Consider the following 18,245-nt stretch of genomic DNA (forward strand, 5'->3'; position numbering starts at 1 on the left):
CGTTTTCAACCGGCTTGATTAGACGTCAAACACCACGACCAGATCGACGGCTTGGTGACCACCAATGGTCAGTGTCACCGCACCATCGTCGCATGTCACGTCGTCGGGCAGCTCGGTCAACGGTCGCTCGATACCGGAGCGATCGGCCAGGAAGGCGGCACTGGCAGACGTACAGAACTGCAGCTTGACCTTCGAGGATTTTGGCCTGGTGGCAACCAGTTGCAATCGTGCCGAAAGCAATCCGTCGTGGCGGCGTGCCGTTTCCATGTCGGTGATCAACACATCGCTCGATGAAACATGCACCAGCCAAGCCTGACTGGTGTTAACGGGTTGATCACCAGATTCGATCGGGATCAGCACTGGTGGCGCCAACGACGCGCGGGCGATCGCCACAGGACTCGGTGAGTCCAAGGCATAGGTGATTTGGAAATCAAATCCTTGCTGGTCGTCCTCTGATGGAACGATTGATCCCACCAAGGTATCGACAAATCGGTCTCCGACACGACGATGCAGCGGTAGTCCTGCTCCCGAGATCAAGGTTTGTTTTTCGGCTTCGTCGACCAACACGCCCAGCGGTGCGACGATGCGTCGTGACGAAGCGCTGTGGACTTTGTCGCGAACCAAAGCGCGGACAATTGATGCGTCGCCAGCGACAGCGGTTCGGACGGCAAAGTAGTTTTGCCACAAATCGATCGAGTCCGTTTGTTTACCGGCTGCGACGGGCACCAGGTTGCCGTTGATCTGCAACTGCCGGCTACCGCGCTGCAGCTGATACCGCAGTGTAAAGGTCGCTAATGGCTGGCCGTCCGCGGATTGGAGTCGTCCGGTCGCTTCCAGCTGGCCGCAGACCCGATCGGAATGCAGCGTACGGATCTGATCACAGATCATCTCGCCACCCTGCGAATCGCTACCTCCGGATCCACTTGATCCACCACCGATCGCGACCAGTCGCATCGACAGTCGGTTGCCACGCGATGCGCTGAACACACCGCCGATCCCGCCGGTGGATTCGTTCAGTGAAACGGCCATGAATTCATTCCGCAACACACCGTCTTCGGCGATCCCTTTGCCGCGTCCTAACAGGCGTTTCACCATGCCGATTCGTTTGATCGGCTCGCTGCCGACCAGACGCGTGAACCCGGTCGCTGGGGTGTCAAACGTCACCCCGCATCGCCCCTGGCCGACATCGCTGACCGCGTAGATCGACCGTTCTTTGGTGGGCGCACCGCCCTGCAAAACGGCCTGGGCGCGAACGGCTGATCCGTGTGGATTGAAACACAACAGCTCGTGACCGCAGTTGGTATCGGGACTGCGTGTGACGCCGATCGCATCGCAGATCGCCTGGGGATCCATTTGGTCGATTGGGGGCCGATTCGGGTCTGCCGCCGCGGTCTCCAATAGCCGAGGGTTGGCCAATCGAGCAATCGCAGTGGCCACCCGCGCCGTCTCCCGTGCGACCGAGTGGCGAAACGACTCGGCCATTGTCTGCAGTGTCACTGTCGAATTTGGATCGCTGATGATCTCGCCCAGCACCGTCGCCGATTGGCGTGAAACGGCGGCGAGTGATCCGTTGTGATAGGGCCGTTCGCCGTCAATGAAATACTGGTCGAGTTGCCAGAACCGCCCGAGCGCTACACTCCAGGTCGCCGCGCGACACAGGTCACGATACGGGTCGCAAACTCGATCCGGCCAGTGCACCAACAATCCGGTCGCGATTTCGCCGGTGTCGATCGCCTCGCCCAGTCGCGCGCCGATCGACAGAAACGCGACATCGCTGGCGGCATCGATCGGCTTGGCGGTCAACGCTTCGATTTCCGCACCAGCGCTGGCCACTTTCACTTTGCTCTCTTCGCCGAATCCGGTTCCCGTCGAAAAATCGATTGGGATCACACCGACGTATCCGTCGGCAACCAGGGTTGGGATCAGGTCGACGGGCGTCATCCCGGCCAGCTGCGCGAACACCTTGGGCATTGTCCCCACCGCGGATTCCGCCAATGCGAATCCCGATTCAAACGCCGTGCGTCCGTCCGACATGGTCATCGCATCCAAACAACCCATCCCGGCGCGAAGCGGGCCATTGGCCTGCGGGGGCATCCCGCCGCCGGCCCAACCGATCGCGGGTTGCTGTAGCGTTTGCCGAAACAATTGATACGGCTGTTCCTCGCCAACAGTTTCGCCGGCACTGCCAGCGGCATCCACCATCGCGGCTGCAACCGCCCCATCGATCAAGACATTGCGTGGTGTACCCAGGATGCCGTTGGCCTCGTCGGCCGTGCGGGCGCTGTCTTGCAGGCGTTCCAACCAGCCGGATTCAATGGCGGTGTCCAAAACGCCGGGGGTCAATAACGTCAAATCAACCAAATGGGGGTCGGTCGAAAAATAGTGATCGCGTTCTTCCGACAGGCAATCAAAGACGTCGTGCAGTTTCTGCACGGCGAGTTCACCGTCGCGCGCCAAGAATGCTTTGGCCGCCTCGACCACCCGGCCTTGAACGTACAGTTCGTCTAGGTTGCTGGTGTACCGCAGCCGGCGGGTCATGATCTGAATTTGCAGTGACAGATAGCCGGCGGCAAAAAAGTCTTCGACGCCCAACCAGCGACCGCTGTGCAGCAACGGTTGGCAGGCCGCATCTTCCGAATCCAGTTCCAGTGCCGCGAGCATTTCCGTCCGATCGGCCCCGACCACCCAGCGGCAGTCCGGATTCGCATCGCATTTTCGGCGAAAATCAGGCGGCAATTGCTCTAGCGACGAATCGGGAACCACGATCACCCGCGAGCCGTCCGGCGTGGGCGGGGCGTCAGCGCGATACCAAGTCGGCAATTGCTCGGTTTGCGCCAACAAACGCGGATGCCACAACACAGACCACCCGGCCAACAGGCTGCGGGCGTCGGATTCGGCACCACCCACCGGAAAATCTTCTAACGTGGTCGATGGCAGTAAAACGGAGCACTCGTCGAGCGGAGCCATGAGGATCCAAATAGCGGGGGGGAGGGGACAAGTAGGGCGTCAATCGTCGTGAAATAATTTGACGGCGAACGGGACAGGCGGATAGACTATCAGTGGCTGAATACTTTCCACGACTGGCTTGTTATTGTTTTTTCTACGCCACTGGTCAGAATGACGGCCGACGAATTGCCTGACTTACGGCAATACGCCTCCTTTTCCAAAATCATTCTTCTCATCTTGTTTGTCGATCCATTTCCGCCAACGCGGACAGAATGTCGTTGATTGATACGAATTTGAAACCCCCGGGGCGTTTGTTCGCTGGGCTGCAGCGATCGAAAATTTGTGTCAACCAGTACATTCGGATCAACTCCCACACTCTAAATGTTGCATCAATCGTGACCAATCGTGGATACGAAACCATGCGGCGAGTACTGTGCGTGAACACATCCGAGCGACTTTTTTGCCGAAGATCCTCAATTTGGCTTAGAAATCTGCCACAATTCAATTGTAGACAAGCAAACTTGATTGCGCTGCGCTCTAATTTTTCCACTTCGCCGATCCTGTCCCGTTAACTTTCCTTAGCGTTTTACTATGGCCAAAAGCTCTTCCGTTTGGGGAATCGAAATTGGGCAATCCGCGCTCAAAGCGCTGCGTTGCAAATTGGTCGATGATGAAGTGGTCGCCGAAGCGTTCGACTTCATCGAATATCCCAAGATCCTGAGCCAGCCCGAAGCGGTGCCCGAGGAACTGATTGCCGAGGCGATCCTTCAGTTGCTCGAACGCAACGAGGGCATGACGGACAAAATTTGTATCAGTGTGCCCGGCCAAAGTGGTCTGTCCAAGTTTTTCAAACCACCGCCGGTCGAAGTCAAAAAGATTGCCGACTTGGTGCGTTATGAAGCGCGGCAACAAATCCCGTTCGAACTGTCGGATGTGGTTTGGGATTATCAGATGATGCCCGGCAGCCTAGTCGAAGACGGCTACGCACTGGACAGCGAAGTCGGTTTGTTCGCCATGAAACGCGACCAAGCCAATCGCCAATTAGCACCCTTTGATGAAGGCAACTTAGAAGTCGACGTGGTGCAACTGGCGCCGATCGCACTTTACAACATGGTCGCCTATGACCGGATGAGCGAACGGCTGGAAGGTGAAATCTTCAACGCCGATGACCCGCCGCCGTCGAGTGTCGTGCTGTCGATCGGTACCGACAGTTCGGACCTGTTGGTGACCAACGGCTTTCGGATTTGGCAGCGGAGTATGCCGATCGGCGGGAATCACTTCACCCGCCAGCTGACCAAAGACTTGAAGATGACGTTCGCCAAAGCCGAACACATCAAACGCAATGCCCGCGAGGCGGTGGATCCGAAATTGATCTTCCAGACCATGCGTCCGGTGTTCAACGATCTGGTCACCGAAGTCCAACGTTCCATCGGGTTCTTTCGCAGCATCGATCGCAAAGCGGAAATCAACGAACTGTTGATCACCGGAAACACGGTCAAAATGCCTGGGTTGGCCGCCTACCTTGGTAAAAACCTGGGTTTTGAAGTCCACACGCTTGACCGTTTCAATCGGCTCAGTGGCGATGATGTGCTGTCGATCCCGACCTTCCGTGACAACGCGACGACCTTTGCCGTCTGTTACGGTCTGTGTCTACAGGGGCTGGGCGTTGGCCAGATCCACACCAGTTTGGTCCCCCAAGAAATCATCACGCAGCGGATGATCCGGGCCAAAAAGCCCTGGACGGTTGCCGGTTTGGCGGCGTTGATGTTCGGCCTGTCCGCTAATTTTTACTTTGCACAAAACAGCTGGAACAAAAGTCACGATGACATATGGAAGGCTGCCAACGCAGAAGTCGTTAGCATGGAATCGTATGCCACCGACCATCGCAATCAGGACACCGAACTAGACAAGAAACTGACCTACTTGAACGCGGTCGGACAAGAGATCGCCGGTGACGCCGAAGACCGCTTGGCGTGGATGGAATTGATTCGTGGCGTCAACCAGATCATCCCCCATGGCAAGTACGAAGGCGTCGAGCCTGGGAAGATGCCAACGGCCAAAGAGGTGCCATACGAAGATCGAATCGATTTTCATATCACTTCTTTCGAAACCAAACACTTTGACGACATCGCCCCGTGGTACGAAAAACGCAAGTCGCGTTTCAAAGAGGAAAACGCTGACTGGTTGCGTTTGATGGACGTCCAGAAGGCTGCCGATGGCGAGGTAGCGGTCGAAGACACCGGACCGACCGGCGAAGCCTGGGTGATCGAACTGCAAGGCTATCACTACTACAACAATCCGGAACGCGTCGGACTCGATGGCAACAACCACATCCGCCGCTACCTGACGACGGCCTTTCGTGATCCCTCCCTGCTGCCGCCCGATGTCCAAAACCGCATCATCGAGCTGCCTGATCCCAAAGATCCGGCCAACACCATCAAGTACACGCCGAAGGAAATCGGTATCACTTATCCGTTGCTGCTGAACATCGAAAACGTCATCACCGACTCGATTCCGAACCCCGATTACGAACCCCCGGCAACCACGACCGGTGTGGCCGTTGTCGCAACGGAACCCGTCGAAGGCGAAGAACCCCAGTATTTCAAACCACGGCGGATGGATTTTGTGTTCCAATTTGTTTGGAACCAAACCAACCACTCCGAGCGGATGGAAGCGCGGCGGTTGAAAGCCGAAGAAGAAAAAGCCATGCAACAAGACGGTCAAGAACCGGGCGACGAGGAAATGGATAACTCCGTCGCCACCAACCCCTAACATTCAACCCCCGCAATCCGCATCCGGTTTCACCGAAATCGCGGAAACGCAGCGTCTGTCCCACTCGTTCACTCAACCGAAACACACATCATGGACCAAGTCAAACAGTACCTGGCCGTCGCAATCAAATATGGATTCTGGATCGGCAGCGCCGTCATCCTGATCGGTGCGCTCGCGATTTGGTATTTGACGACGAGTGACCTGGACCAGCAGACGACGCGGCAGATCAGCAAGATCGAAGGCGACTTCAGCAAGGTTTCTCAATTCCGCAACGAGTTGCCGACGCAGCCGAATGAAATCTCGCATGAAAAGATGCAAGTCAAGATCGATGCTCAAAAGCAAGAGGTGCTCACCGCATGGCAGTCCGTGTTCGATGCTCAGCGCGGCATTTTGACATGGCCCGAAGTCATGCAAGACAGCTTTCTAAACGAATTCAAGTATGCCAAGGATCCGGAAACCGGCATCGTCGATAAGACCAAACTGAAACTGCCGTTTGAAAAATACGAGTTGTTCCCACCGACGGAAACAGACGATGCCGTGCCACCGTTCCTGTTGCGTCGTTACGAACAATACATCGACCAAGTCCTGCCAGATTACGCCGCGATCGCGCAAGCCAAATGGACCGCAAAGTACACCAAACGCGGTGGCGGGGCGATGAGCATGGAAGACTCGATGATGAACTATGGACGCACACGGCGTCCCACCGTGGACATCACCGGTGCCAGTGATGAACCCGTTGTTCGCTGGAGCATGACCAGTCAGGAAGCGGTCATGAAAGACTTGTTCCCCTGGCGCGGTACCAAAGATTATCCGTCGGAATTGGACGTTTATTACTCACAAGAAAACCTCTGGATCCTGCGCCAATTGCTGCAAATTGTGGCCACTGTCAACGGTGATGCCAAGCAATCGTTTGAAGCCAAAATCCATGAAATCAAAAAGCTAGCCATCGGTAAGAGCGTGACCTTTGATTCAGGCACAATCTCCGACCCGGGCGTTCGAGCCAAAGGCGGGTTTGGCGGGATGATGGACGGCGGCTACGAAGACATGATGATGGAGGGAATGGATTCCAGTTACGACCAAATGGACAGTATGGGAGGCATGGGACTCGAGGACGCCATCGGCACTGATCCCGGTGATAACCGCTACGTCAACACTGCCTTTGAACCGATTGCTGCCTCGTCACTACGCGCCGCATTCACCAGCAACGACCCCAGCCAAGTCGCGATCGCGGTCGCCAAACGAGTGCCGATCATGTTGCAACTGCAAATGGACCAGCGCAGCGTTCCAACGCTACTGGCCGCTTGTGGCAGTGCGCCGCTAATGGTTGATGTTCACCAAGTCCGTATCGTTCCCAAAGGCGGCTCGACGTCATCCGGTGGCGGTGGTGGATACGATGAAATGATGATGAGTGGTGGGATGGAAGACGAAATGATGGGAGGAATGGGCGGAATGGGAAGCATGGGGCCGGGAATGGGCGGCGGCGGCCGCAGTGCAACCAGTGACGAGCCTTACCCGCTGGACATGGATGTGGAGATCTATGGATTGATTTACTTTTACAATCCGCCCAGTGAAGAGTCGCTGGGGATTGAGAAAGTCACGACGGACGTTTCCATCGATCAATCGGCCGAAGTCATTGACGCCCTGCCAGGGCCAGCCGTGCCTGCCGATACCACGCCTGCTGTGACGCCTCCGGCAAATACCACCGGTCCAGCGGTCACAACACCCGAGATGCCCACGCCAGATGCGGGTACGACACCCGATGCGGCGGCGCCAGTGCCTGACACCACGGCACCGGTTGCACCTGGACCGGCCACGCCGGGACCGGGAACACCCGCCGATGACCCTGCGGCACCGGCTCCCACCGCACCAGCTCCCACGGCACCGGCTCCCACGGCACCGGGCACGCCAGCGGCTGATTCAGGAGCGGCCGATGCTGCACCACCGGCAACACCCCCCGCGGCAGTACCACCGACTGCGATGACGACTCCCATTACCAATTAAATGCAGCCATTCGGTTTGGCGCAAATTTGTTTGCCCGAGATCACGGTCTCGGACATTTGACCTCACACGCGTACACTCAACACTTCTTCCCGCCCGTAAGGGGATATCACGATGGACTCCGACAAGATCAAAACTTTCATCGTTTACAACTTCGAGAAACTGATCGTTGGGCTCGTGGTGTTGCTGGCCGGATTCCTGGTCTACTCGGGCCTGGGGAAACCGGTCATTACCGAGAAACGCGATCCGCAAAATTTGGCGACCACCGCAACGGAAGTGCGGCGCCAGGTGGACGAGGACCACAGCGAAGAAATTATCTCTGAGCGAACGACGTTTGACATCGCCCAGAAACAGAAAGAGTTTCGGCACAAGGTCAATCCTGAACCATACACTCCGGACGTCTGGGACGTTGCCATCGTTTCGTCCGATGAAGAACGTCGTCAGGATCCGGATTTGTTAAAACCAGTGGGGCTGCAGGTCCAAGGTGTACTGGCGTCATTGGCCTATCGCTCGACCGATGGAGTCTACGCACTGACAGAATTAGAAGGGGCAGATCCGGTCGAAGTGGTTGAACAAAAACCGAAACGAGAATCGCGCCGCCGCAACAATCGCGCCGCGATGATGATGATGGAGGAGCAGGGCGGGGGCGACTATGAAATGGAAATGCAGATGCAGATGGAAATGGACATGCAGTCCTATGGCGACAACGCCAATTCAGCTTCTGGCCCCGTTCGAAAGCTCGCAGCCGACAAAAATCTGGGTACCAAAGCGGCTCCGACTCACTCGGTCGCCAACGGTGCCGAAGAGCTTCCGATTCCGGGCGCCGGTTGGTTCATCGCCGGTTCGGCTGCTATTCCACACAAGGAACTGGTTGCCTCGTACCAGAAAGCGCTTTCCTACGCCACGGCTTACGATCCTCGACTGCGCGACTTTCCTGAATACATTGCCTATGAAGTCCAGCGTGCTGATGTCACGAGTAAAGCCATCGATCAACTGACCGAAAAAGATTGGATTCGTCGAGACACCAACCTGTTTCGCATTGATGGTGCCGCCCGCTACTCAACACTGGTCAACGCGGCCCGATACTGGTCTGGATTTGCTCCCGAAGTGGTACCGCCCGACTACTGGATCCCTGGGGTGACCATGTGGATTCCTCCAGTGCTGCTTGATCCCTACACTGACATTGCCACCAATCCACTGATCCCGCTGAAAACCCAGCGTGAATTGCAACAAGAGCAACAGCTCAAAGAAGCTGCTCAAAATAAAGAATCAGAGGTCTTCGACCCGACAAAGTTCGAGCTCGATCGTGGCGGCAGCCAGTCCCGCTCCTACGGCGGCGGCATGGAAATGGAAATGGACATGATGTACGACGGCGGCATGGAAATGGAGATGGACACGATGTACGGCGGCGGGGGAGGCGGCCCGAAGATGGTCGGTAAGCCCGCGGAAGAAAATCCCGTCGACCACAAATTGCTGCGTTTCTATGACTTTGCATTTATCCCAGTCGCCAAAAGCCAAGATCCAGAGGCGCCAAAGCGCAATCGCAAGTACGTTTACCGAGTCCGCTTTGCGGTCAACGATCCTAACTTTCCCGAAAAACCGGAGCTGCAACCCAAAGGCAGCGCGCTAGCGCCAGAGGCCTACACACGCTATGTGTCACTGGCTGCTGATGCGGCTCAGAACAAGGTCCGTGACTTTCGCCGCTGGAGTGAGTGGAGTGAAGTCAGTCAGCCCGTCTCCTTGCCCGAACTTGACCGCGTGTTTGTCGGCGACGTCAAATCGGAAAAAGCGAGACGAACTAGAATCGGTTCACGCGAATTGGTCATTGAATCCGAACCGCCTGTCGCGGAAGTCGTCACGTCCAGCTTTGACCCCAGCCTGGGTGTTTTTGTGCCGGCCATGATGCAAGCGACCGAAGGCACGGTGCTGAGCAAGAAAGTTGAGGTCGCAGAAGTCGTGGATCCGATCACGTTGGAGGTGAAAAAACTTGAAAACGCCAAGATCGATTCGTCTGCGACGGTGGTCGATATCGAGGGCGGTCTGCCGATGGCGATCACCGACGACGAAACCATCACCGAGCCCGGCATGTTCTTGATTATGAATAGCGATGGAAGCCTCAGCGTGCACGGCTCCGTCGATGAACAGCGACAGTTCCGGATCAAGTCTTTCGCCGAAGAACGTGGGCTGTAGACCAGTCGCTCGGGTTAACTATGTTTGAATTTCAACGCGGTCCCTTTCCTCGGACCCGACCGCGCCGCCAGCGTCGATTTGAATGGTCCCGACGACTGGTTGCCGAATCGACACTCCAGCCGAGTGATCTGATTTGGCCGATTTTTGTGCATCCACAATCGGGCCTCCAACCGATCGACTCGCTACCCGGCGTTGATCGTTTAGGTATCGACCGAATTGTAGATGCTGCAAAAAGAGCTTGTGATTTGGGGATTCCCGCGATCGCGATTTTCCCCGTGACGCCAGCGGATCTCAAAACCGACACTGGCGCAGAAGCGGTGAACCCCAACAATCTGGTTTGCCAAACCGTGCGTCGGATCAAATCGGCGGTCGGCGATTCACTGGGGGTCATCTGTGACGTTGCACTCGATCCGTATAGTTCACATGGACATGACGGAATCGTTCGCGATGGTGATGTCGTCAACGACGAAACGGTAGCAATCCTGTGCCGCCAAGCGGTCATTCAGGCTGATGCGGGATGCGATGTGATCGCCCCGAGCGATATGATGGATGGACGCATCGGATCCATCAGGGATGCACTGGAATCCGCAGGGCACGTCAACGTCCAAATCATGTCGTACGCGGCAAAGTACGCCAGTGCTTTTTACGGGCCGTTTCGGGACGCCGTCGGATCCAAAGGGAATTTAGGAGGCGCTAGCAAGAAGACCTACCAACAGTCACCCGAACAAACCGACGAAGCATTGCACGAGGTCGCAATTGATTTGGCCGAAGGCGCCGATTCGGTGATGGTCAAACCGGGCATGCCCTATTTAGACATTGTGTCCAAAGTCAAACAGGTCTTTGGTGTCCCGACCTTTGTTTACCAGGTCAGTGGCGAATACGCGATGCTGTCCGCCGCAGGGCAATTGGGGTGGCTAGATCGACGCGACGTGGTCTTGGAAAGCTTGATGGGATTCAAACGCGCCGGAGCAGACGGTGTGTTGACCTACTTTGCACCCGAAGCTGCTCAGTGGCTGGCCTGATCCGCCGCGCGAACGTTTGATCTCGGTTTCGCCTATGCTGTGTGCGACCTATCCCCACCAACTGGTGTTCTCGTTTTGCAAAGAGAACTAGATCATTCTTTCGGCATCACAGAAGCTGGGGGAGACGGGCGTTATCGTCAAATAACGGTCTGGAATTGCACGATATTGTGGCGATTGCGCACTACCCTTGTCGAACCGGGCGAAGCAAGCATGCTGTGTCAAAAAGGCATTCAAAAACGCAGTTAGATCGACCGCGGTCGGTGGTTCGAGAAAGGTGAATCTCGCTCGCTGCGTGCAACCGTCATCAAACTGACATCACGAATAATTGAATCAGTCAATTTGACTTGCGAAGTGAATTCGATGTGCGTTCGAATCGGAATTTGGAGAATAGCGAACGAATGACTGAAACCGACATTTAATTTTGTATCTAATGGACGATGCAGGGCTGATGCTTTGTTTCAATTCCGGTCCGGTAGGAATTCCGGACCTTGACGACAGGATAGTGAACCCTCGCTCTATCAGACGATTCAGCGGAGGCACCATTGCGACGAACAACCAAAACCGTTCCCAGCCAATCGATTGAATTGAAGATGCGTGCGACTCCCAAGCCGAAGAAGGATAACAACGTTTTACCGTTATCGGTAACGCCGGTGTCCGACGACGATTCGGTTCAAATTGAACCCAACTTGACAATGCAGCGTCCACCGGACCAATCGTTCGGTCATCGCAATGATCAATCTTGTCTCGTACAGATCTATCCGGCAGACGTTGTCGACGGGATGCTACTGATCGAATCGGAAAGACTATTGATCGGTCGTGACGGCGATGCGGATCTGATCTTACCGGACCACAGCGTTTCACGGCGCCATGCATTGATCACTCGCAGCGACAACGGATTTGAGATCGAAGATCTTGACAGTACCAACGGAACCTTTATCGCGGGGCAAGCGGTCAAGAAAGCAACGCTGCGTTCGGGGGACACCATTCGGTTGGGAAGTTTTCTCTTCAAATTCCTCTCTGCAGGAAGTGTCGAGTCACAATATCACGAAACGGTTTACTCGGCTTTGACACGTGACGCACTGACCGGCACGATGAACAAGCGTTACTTGGTCGAAACGCTCGATCGATCTATCGCGACAGCGGTCAGACAGCAACAACCGCTCAGCGTAATCATGGTCGATATCGACCACTTCAAATCCGTTAATGACTCGTATGGACATTTGGTCGGCGACGAAGTGCTGCGTGAATTTGGGCGACGACTCGGCGCCACCTGCCGCGAGGACGACCTGTTGGCACGCTATGGCGGCGAAGAATTCAGTTTGCTGTTATCGGCGACGACGGCGGATGATGCGATCGACGTCGCCCAGCGATGTCGCCATGCGGTTTGCGACCTGCCATTTGAAACTGCCTCTGGCCCACTCGAGGTTACAGCCAGTTTCGGCGTTGCTTGCTTGGAGCTCACCAAGGGCGAAACGGGAACGCAACTGATCCAACGTGCCGACCGAAACTTATACGAGGCCAAACGAAGCGGTCGGAATCGAGTTTGTGGAACGTCCCCGTAAGGGCGTTTAATCGCAGACGCCCAGGTCGTCGTCGAATGAGTGAAGAATTAATTTCAATTCGTCTTCCTCGTGCTGTTCGAAATGCTTTCGGAAACGATCAAATTTCCGCAGCCATTTTTGGATGTGTTCGACTCGCTCGCCATTGAGTTCCATCATTTGGTCGGCAAGATCACGGATTTCGGCAAACAATCTTGGATGCTGCGACTTCAGTGATTCGGCGGTCAAACTAATCTGCGGCTCAATATCCAAAGCATCATCAAAATAGCCATACGCCTCTTCTAGAGAAAAGTGAATTGCCAGTTGGTCCCGTAGTTCGGCCACATCAGCGATCAGTTCGGACCAATGATTTTTCGCCGTTTCCTGGTGTGACAACTGGGGGAGCATACGATCCCACAGCGACTTTAGGTGGCGATTGTCGTCTTTGATCTCTTTCAGGAATGCCGCGTTCACGGCCAGACTGCCAACCGCTGGCTTATTCAAAAAAGATTCCCCAGGAATTGCCCCGACGGGCCGCGAAGTACTCGGCACGAGTGTATCAGACATCAGCGTTATCCTTGTGTAAGAGGCGTTCTACATTGTACCCAGCGAACCGTGTCGGCGTCGAATTTTGGGTTGTTTTTCAGCGACCTTGGTAATTTGTACGCCCTGTCCGCCTCCGATCATCGCGATTGGCCAAACTTCCCGCCCCCACCACATCATGTGGTGCCAGCCACCACTATTTAACCTTTGGTGCCAGCCACCGCCAATGATTGCGACCGGCACACCGATTGTGGCTGAAGTGGATCTGGCTTGCTGCCGGTTGGGGGCGATCCACTGAAAGACGGCTGGGTGGCTCGATTTTCGGCCTCCGGGCGTGGACTCTGCGCAGCAACGAACAGGGAAACGCCTCCGTGTCGACCGACTGAGCATTCGACTCTACAAACGTTGTGTGAGGCTAAGTCACAAAGCACTCGCTCACAGTGCGGTGTCCTTTGGCCCAGCGGCGGCCGGTGGATTTGGCAAAGGATGCCATCCCGTTGGGCGATCCGGCGCAGCAGCTTTTGCCGAAGTAACGTTTGAAGTTCCATACCAAGTCACGCCACATCGACAAATCGATGCCTAGGCGCGTCAGTATCGCTTGCAGTCGCTGCGGAACGTTGTGTCCCGATCCTTCCGCTTTCTGCTCGGCTGTCCAGTTCAGCAGGGTCAAGTAATCGTTCAGATTCAGACTCAGAAATCCTTTGTCGCTGGCTCGCACACCGCCGCTACTGGACTGGGGGTCGTCTGCTAATTGTTCGCCGAGAGTGAGCGGTGCGAGCCAGGCGTCGCGGCGGATCCGCTTGCCGGTTGGGTTGCGGCGTTTCTGTTTGCGTTTTTCTTGTAGTTCGTCAACTGGAGTATCGCGGATCTGTTTTCCGGCCTCACCAGTGGGGACGGGCACCAAATCAAACGCTGCCGAATCAATCAGTTGACCGCTTTCGCCTTTAATGCGGTCGTAGGCAGATGTGTGCAAAGACTGTTCTGGCGTTTCGGCCAATGCAGCCCGCACCGGATTGAGGTCCACATACATGGCACAAGCCAAAAGGCCAGCCTCGTCAGTGATTGGCTGTGCTTTGAAACGACCTTCCCAGAAGTGTCCGGTACACTCGTCTTGCTTGTTGGCCATCCGTGCAATCGGTTCGCTCAAGGCACGCATGAACCACGATAGATCCGACAGACGCTGTTTGATTTCGCCGAGTCTCTCGGAGTCTCGTGCCAGCGTCTGGACGTCATTCTCGGTGGGTTCGGCGAGATGTTCATCTAGCCTGCGGCCAGGAAAGACTCGAAGCCACCGGATCGCGACTTCTTCGTCGCTCCAGCTGCTGACCACGTCAGGCCGATTGCGGAGGATCAGATGCAGATGATTCGACAGAATGGCATACGAGAGAACATCGATCCCAAAGACCGATGCCAGAGCCTCCAGACGCTTGCGGATCCATTCGCGGCGATAACCGTAATCGGTCCCCGTTTGGGGATCGACGCCAGCCAGAAAGGCTCGTCGGACACATCGCTGAACCGTGTGCACGATTGATATTTCACCCGCCGAAAACTGCTCCGCCCGCAACGCACGTCCCATCGCATTTCTCCCAAGGGGTCAATAGAGCCCCTATCGTACCACCCGGCATCCAGCCGTCAACTATTTTGGTGGCTGGCACCATGGAGGAATGGTGATCTGATGGCTGGCACCAATTAGAGATAGGCTAAAGATGGCTGGCACCAATTAGGGAATTGTTAGGCGTCGTGGATTGGGAAGGCAATCACGTCGCCGATTTGAGGTGCGCTTTGTTGTTGCATCAGCAATCGATCGACCCCTAACGCAACGCCGCTACACGCAGGCAACCCACGCCGCATCGCCCGAACCAAGCTCGTTTCTGGTTCTAATGCCTCTAACCCGACCTGGACCCGTTTCTGGTTGTTGCAAACACTCCGTTCCAAAAGTTCCTCCGCATCGAGCAGTTCGTCGTATCCGTTCGCAATCTCCACACCGCGAACGAACAGTTCAAATCGTGCCGCACATTGCGGATCAGTTGCAGATCGTTTCGCCAAGGCCGCTTGTCCCAACGGATAATCGGTCATGATTTCTGCTCGATTCAGACCCAGAGTCGGAGCAACTTCGGCGGACAAAACCACGTCCAGTAACGCGTCGTGATCGCTGCCAATCGTTTCAGCTATCGAGGTATCCAATCGCTGGACATGGGCGTGAAGCGCCGATGTCGTCACATCGATCGGATCAAATCCCACACTGCGTCGAAATGCTTGGCGGTAGCTGACGCGGTCAAATCCGTCAGTGCAAAGTGCCTGCGAAACCAAATTTCCTAGCAACTCAATCGCCGAATCTACATCGCCGCCGACTTCATACCATTCCAACATCGTGAATTCGGGATTGTGCCAATGCCCCGCTTCGCCTTTGCGAAACACCGGACCAATGCTATAGATCGAAGGGGCTCCGTCGACCAACATCCGTTTCATCGCCGATTCGGGTGATGTCTGCAAGTAAAACTGCGGTGGAAAGCCGGGGTCGGCAATTCCCAGTTCGCTGGTCGCCACCCGAATCGGATCCAAATAGGCATCCACCACACAGTCCTGTGACAAACAGGGAGGTTGGACTTCGATGAACCCCCGTTCGTCAAAGTAACGTCGCATCAAACGCAACAGGTCGGCACGCTCGACAAGATGATTTAAATTGGCCATGACACCCTCTGATCCACTAACACAATCCCTTTTCAAAAGAATTTCGTGACCACGTCCGCTCTAGATCGCTACGCACGTCAACGCCAGTTCGCCCCGATCGGCGCCACTGGCCAACAACGCATCGAAGCGGCAAACGTTGCCATCCTCGGCTGCGGTGCTTTGGGAACCGTCGCCGCAGAACTACTGTGTCGCGCCGGCGTCGGGCAAATTCGAATCATTGACCGTGATGTTGTCGAGTGGACCAATCTGCAACGCCAGTCTCTGTTCGACAGTGAGAACGCGCGACGTGGTGACAGCAAAGCCGAGGCCGCTTGTCGACGCCTAGCACAAATCAATCCAGAAATCGACTTGAACCCTGATGTCGTTGATGTCAACGCAGGCAACATCGAATTGGTGCTGCATGGCTGTGATCTGGTGATCGACGCCACGGACAATTTCGGCGTACGGTTCCTGCTAAACGACTGGGCGCTGACCACCGCAACGCCCTGGGTCCACGGGGGCTGCGTCGGCGCCAGTGGGCAGGTGCGACTGTTTGACGGTGCAGATCGTCCCTGCTTCCGTTGCCTAGTCGCTGACCTACCGCCCGCCGGCGTTGTCGAGACCTGTGATACCGCGGGAGTGATCGGTTCAGCGACTCACGCCATCGCCAGCCTTCAAGTCACCGAATCGCTAAAGTGGTTGTCCGGCAATCGCAACGTGGTTTCCCAAGCGGTCCTCTCGATCGATTTTTGGAACAACCGTATTCGCCAAGTGAATCTGGATGCATCGTCATCGCCCAACTGCGTCGCTTGTGTCAGGCGGCAGTTCGAATTCCTACATGGAAACCGATTGGCAACTTCCGACGGTACACTCTGTGGACGCGACGCAGTCCAAATCAGCCCCGCGCAAACCAACACTCAGATCGACCTGCAGAACATCAGCCAACGCTGGCAATCGATCGGCCCAGTCACGGTGACACGCTTTTTTGTCCGCTTGCAAATCGATGCGACCACGCAATTGACACTGTTTCGAGATGGCCGCGCCGTTGTCCAAGGCACCGATGATGTTGCCAAAGCCCGTTCGTTGGTCGACCGTTTTGTCGGCAACTGAAGGATCCTTGGCCCAATGAACGATCTCACTGCGGAACAACTGCTCGACCGTTACTTCGGATACCAATCCTTTCGTCCCAGTCAAGCGGCAATCATTCGACACGTGATGTCCGGTCAACACGCGATGGTGGTGATGCCGACGGGAATGGGGAAATCACTCTGCTACCAAATTCCCGCCCTCGCGCGGCCCTGCGGTGACCCGTCGATTGTGTTGGTGCTTTCGCCGCTGATTGCACTGATGCAAGACCAGGTCGACTCGCTACTGCGACGCGGTATCGATGCGACATTCATCAATTCGTCTCTCGATCGTGAAACTCGCTTGGCACGCTATGAAGCCTTGAGCGATGGAGACTTTAAAATCCTGTTCGTCACTCCCGAACGATTTCGAAAATCTGATTTCTGTGACGCAATCGCTAACCGCCGCGTCAGTTTGCTCGCGATCGATGAAGCTCATTGTGTCAGCCAGTGGGGCCATGATTTCCGCCCGGATTACACCCGTGTCGCCGAGATCCGTGAGCTGCTCGGCCACCCGACCACCATCGCATTGACTGCAACAGCGACCGCGGAGTGCCGCAACGACATCTACCGTCAAATCGGTATCTCTGCCAATGACATCCAACTGTTTCACGAAGGCATCGATCGCCCCAACCTGAAATTGGAAGTCTCACCGGTCTACGACGAAGAGGAAAAACTGCAACAGTTACAGCAAACCCTGATGACCGCCAACTGGGGCGATGGCAGTGCAATCGTCTACTTTTCACTCATCAAGACACTGATCCGGTTCAGCGACCACCTGTTGGCCGCAGGCATCGATCACGTTTGTTACCACGGCGATCTGCCCCGACGCGCACGGCGGAGAGTCCAGGATGAATTCATGTCTGGCGATGCGGATCTGGTGCTGGCTACCAACGCCTTTGGAATGGGAGTCGACAAAGAAAACATTCGACTGGTCGTTCACGCCGAAACGCCAGGATCGATCGAGTCGTACTACCAAGAAATTGGACGCGCCGGTCGCGACGGATTGCCCAGTCGTTGTTGGTGGCTGTACGCCCAGGAAGACCTGATGACGCAAATGCAGTTCATCGAATGGTCTAACCCGGATGCTGCGTTTTACACACGGCTGTACCAGCTACTGTCCGAACACGGCGAACAGTGCCGCGCCTACGGACTGGACTGGATGAACCAACAGCTTCAGCGACGCAGCAAGCACGATCATCGCTTGGCCACCGCGATTGCAATCCTGGATCGCCACGGTGTCCTGGCAGGCCCGCGACCCCCGGATTGTTTTGACATCCAGACACCGCTCCCCAGTCGACTTCAAGACGACGACCAGCTCGCCGAAAAAAAACGTCGTGACCAGCAACGCTTGTATGCCATGGTTCAATTGGCAGCCGAGACCGGTGACCGCAAAGAATTCCTGAACCGCTATTTTGCGGACTGTTGATGCATTGAGCCAG

Annotated in this window: 11 protein-coding genes; 7 read left to right on the top strand and 4 right to left on the bottom strand. The window is 55.8% G+C overall.

The features are described 5' to 3' along the window. Positions 1–18 precede the first annotated feature (18 nt). Positions 19–2,967, bottom strand: coding sequence for a hypothetical protein (locus NHH03_RS07360; protein WP_253155113.1), 2,949 nt, complete (start codon positions 2,965–2,967; stop codon positions 19–21). A gap of 570 nt (positions 2,968–3,537) precedes the next feature. On the opposite strand from NHH03_RS07360, the gene pilM reads away from it, so the two are divergent. From pilM to NHH03_RS07385, 5 genes are all read left to right on the top strand, one after another. After that, a complete protein-coding gene (gene pilM / locus NHH03_RS07365; protein WP_253155114.1) occupies positions 3,538–5,718 on the top strand; it encodes a type IV pilus assembly protein PilM in 2,181 nt (726 codons plus the stop codon). Between the two features lie 90 nt (positions 5,719–5,808). Next, positions 5,809–7,719 carry a hypothetical protein gene (locus tag NHH03_RS07370; RefSeq protein WP_253155115.1) on the top strand — a complete coding sequence of 637 codons (1,911 nt, stop codon included), beginning with the start codon at positions 5,809–5,811 and terminating at the stop codon, positions 7,717–7,719. 111 nt (positions 7,720–7,830) lie between these two features. Continuing rightward, on the top strand, positions 7,831–9,906 hold the full coding sequence (locus NHH03_RS07375; RefSeq protein ID WP_253155116.1) for a hypothetical protein: 2,076 nt from the start codon (positions 7,831–7,833) through the stop codon (positions 9,904–9,906). A gap of 20 nt (positions 9,907–9,926) precedes the next feature. Further along, positions 9,927–10,928: a porphobilinogen synthase gene (hemB, locus tag NHH03_RS07380; RefSeq protein WP_253155117.1), complete on the top strand. Its 1,002-nt coding sequence runs from the start codon at positions 9,927–9,929 to the stop codon at positions 10,926–10,928. A 542-nt stretch (positions 10,929–11,470) separates the two neighbouring features. Then, a complete protein-coding gene (locus NHH03_RS07385) occupies positions 11,471–12,490 on the top strand; it encodes a GGDEF domain-containing protein (protein WP_253155118.1) in 1,020 nt (339 codons plus the stop codon). A 6-nt stretch (positions 12,491–12,496) separates the two neighbouring features. Here NHH03_RS07385 and NHH03_RS07390 read toward each other — a convergent pair whose 3' ends face one another. The 3 genes from NHH03_RS07390 to epmA all read right to left on the bottom strand — a co-directional run bounded on the left by NHH03_RS07390 (position 12,497) and on the right by epmA (position 15,700). After that, positions 12,497–13,033: a hemerythrin domain-containing protein gene (locus tag NHH03_RS07390; RefSeq protein WP_253155119.1), complete on the bottom strand. Its 537-nt coding sequence runs from the start codon at positions 13,031–13,033 to the stop codon at positions 12,497–12,499. 391 nt (positions 13,034–13,424) lie between these two features. After that, positions 13,425–14,585, bottom strand: a complete 1,161-nt coding sequence (locus NHH03_RS07395) for a transposase (protein WP_253155120.1) — start codon at positions 14,583–14,585, stop codon at positions 13,425–13,427. Positions 14,586–14,740: 155 nt separating this feature from the next. After that, positions 14,741–15,700, bottom strand: coding sequence for an EF-P lysine aminoacylase EpmA (gene epmA / locus NHH03_RS07400; RefSeq protein ID WP_253155121.1), 960 nt, complete (start codon positions 15,698–15,700; stop codon positions 14,741–14,743). Positions 15,701–15,745: 45 nt separating this feature from the next. Here epmA and NHH03_RS07405 point away from each other — a divergent pair, with 45 nt between their 5' ends. Both NHH03_RS07405 and NHH03_RS07410 read left to right on the top strand, forming a co-directional pair. Beyond that, entirely contained in the window at positions 15,746–16,789 is a 1,044-nt protein-coding gene (locus NHH03_RS07405; protein WP_253155122.1) for a ThiF family adenylyltransferase, read from the top strand. Between the two features lie 15 nt (positions 16,790–16,804). After that, positions 16,805–18,232 (top strand): RecQ family ATP-dependent DNA helicase, encoded by a 1,428-nt coding sequence (locus NHH03_RS07410; protein WP_253155123.1) that lies wholly within the window; start codon positions 16,805–16,807, stop codon positions 18,230–18,232. Positions 18,233–18,245 lie beyond the last annotated feature (13 nt).

The sequence above is a fragment of the Stieleria tagensis genome (genome assembly GCF_024129865.1).
Lineage (GTDB): Bacteria > Planctomycetota > Planctomycetia > Pirellulales > Pirellulaceae > Stieleria > Stieleria tagensis.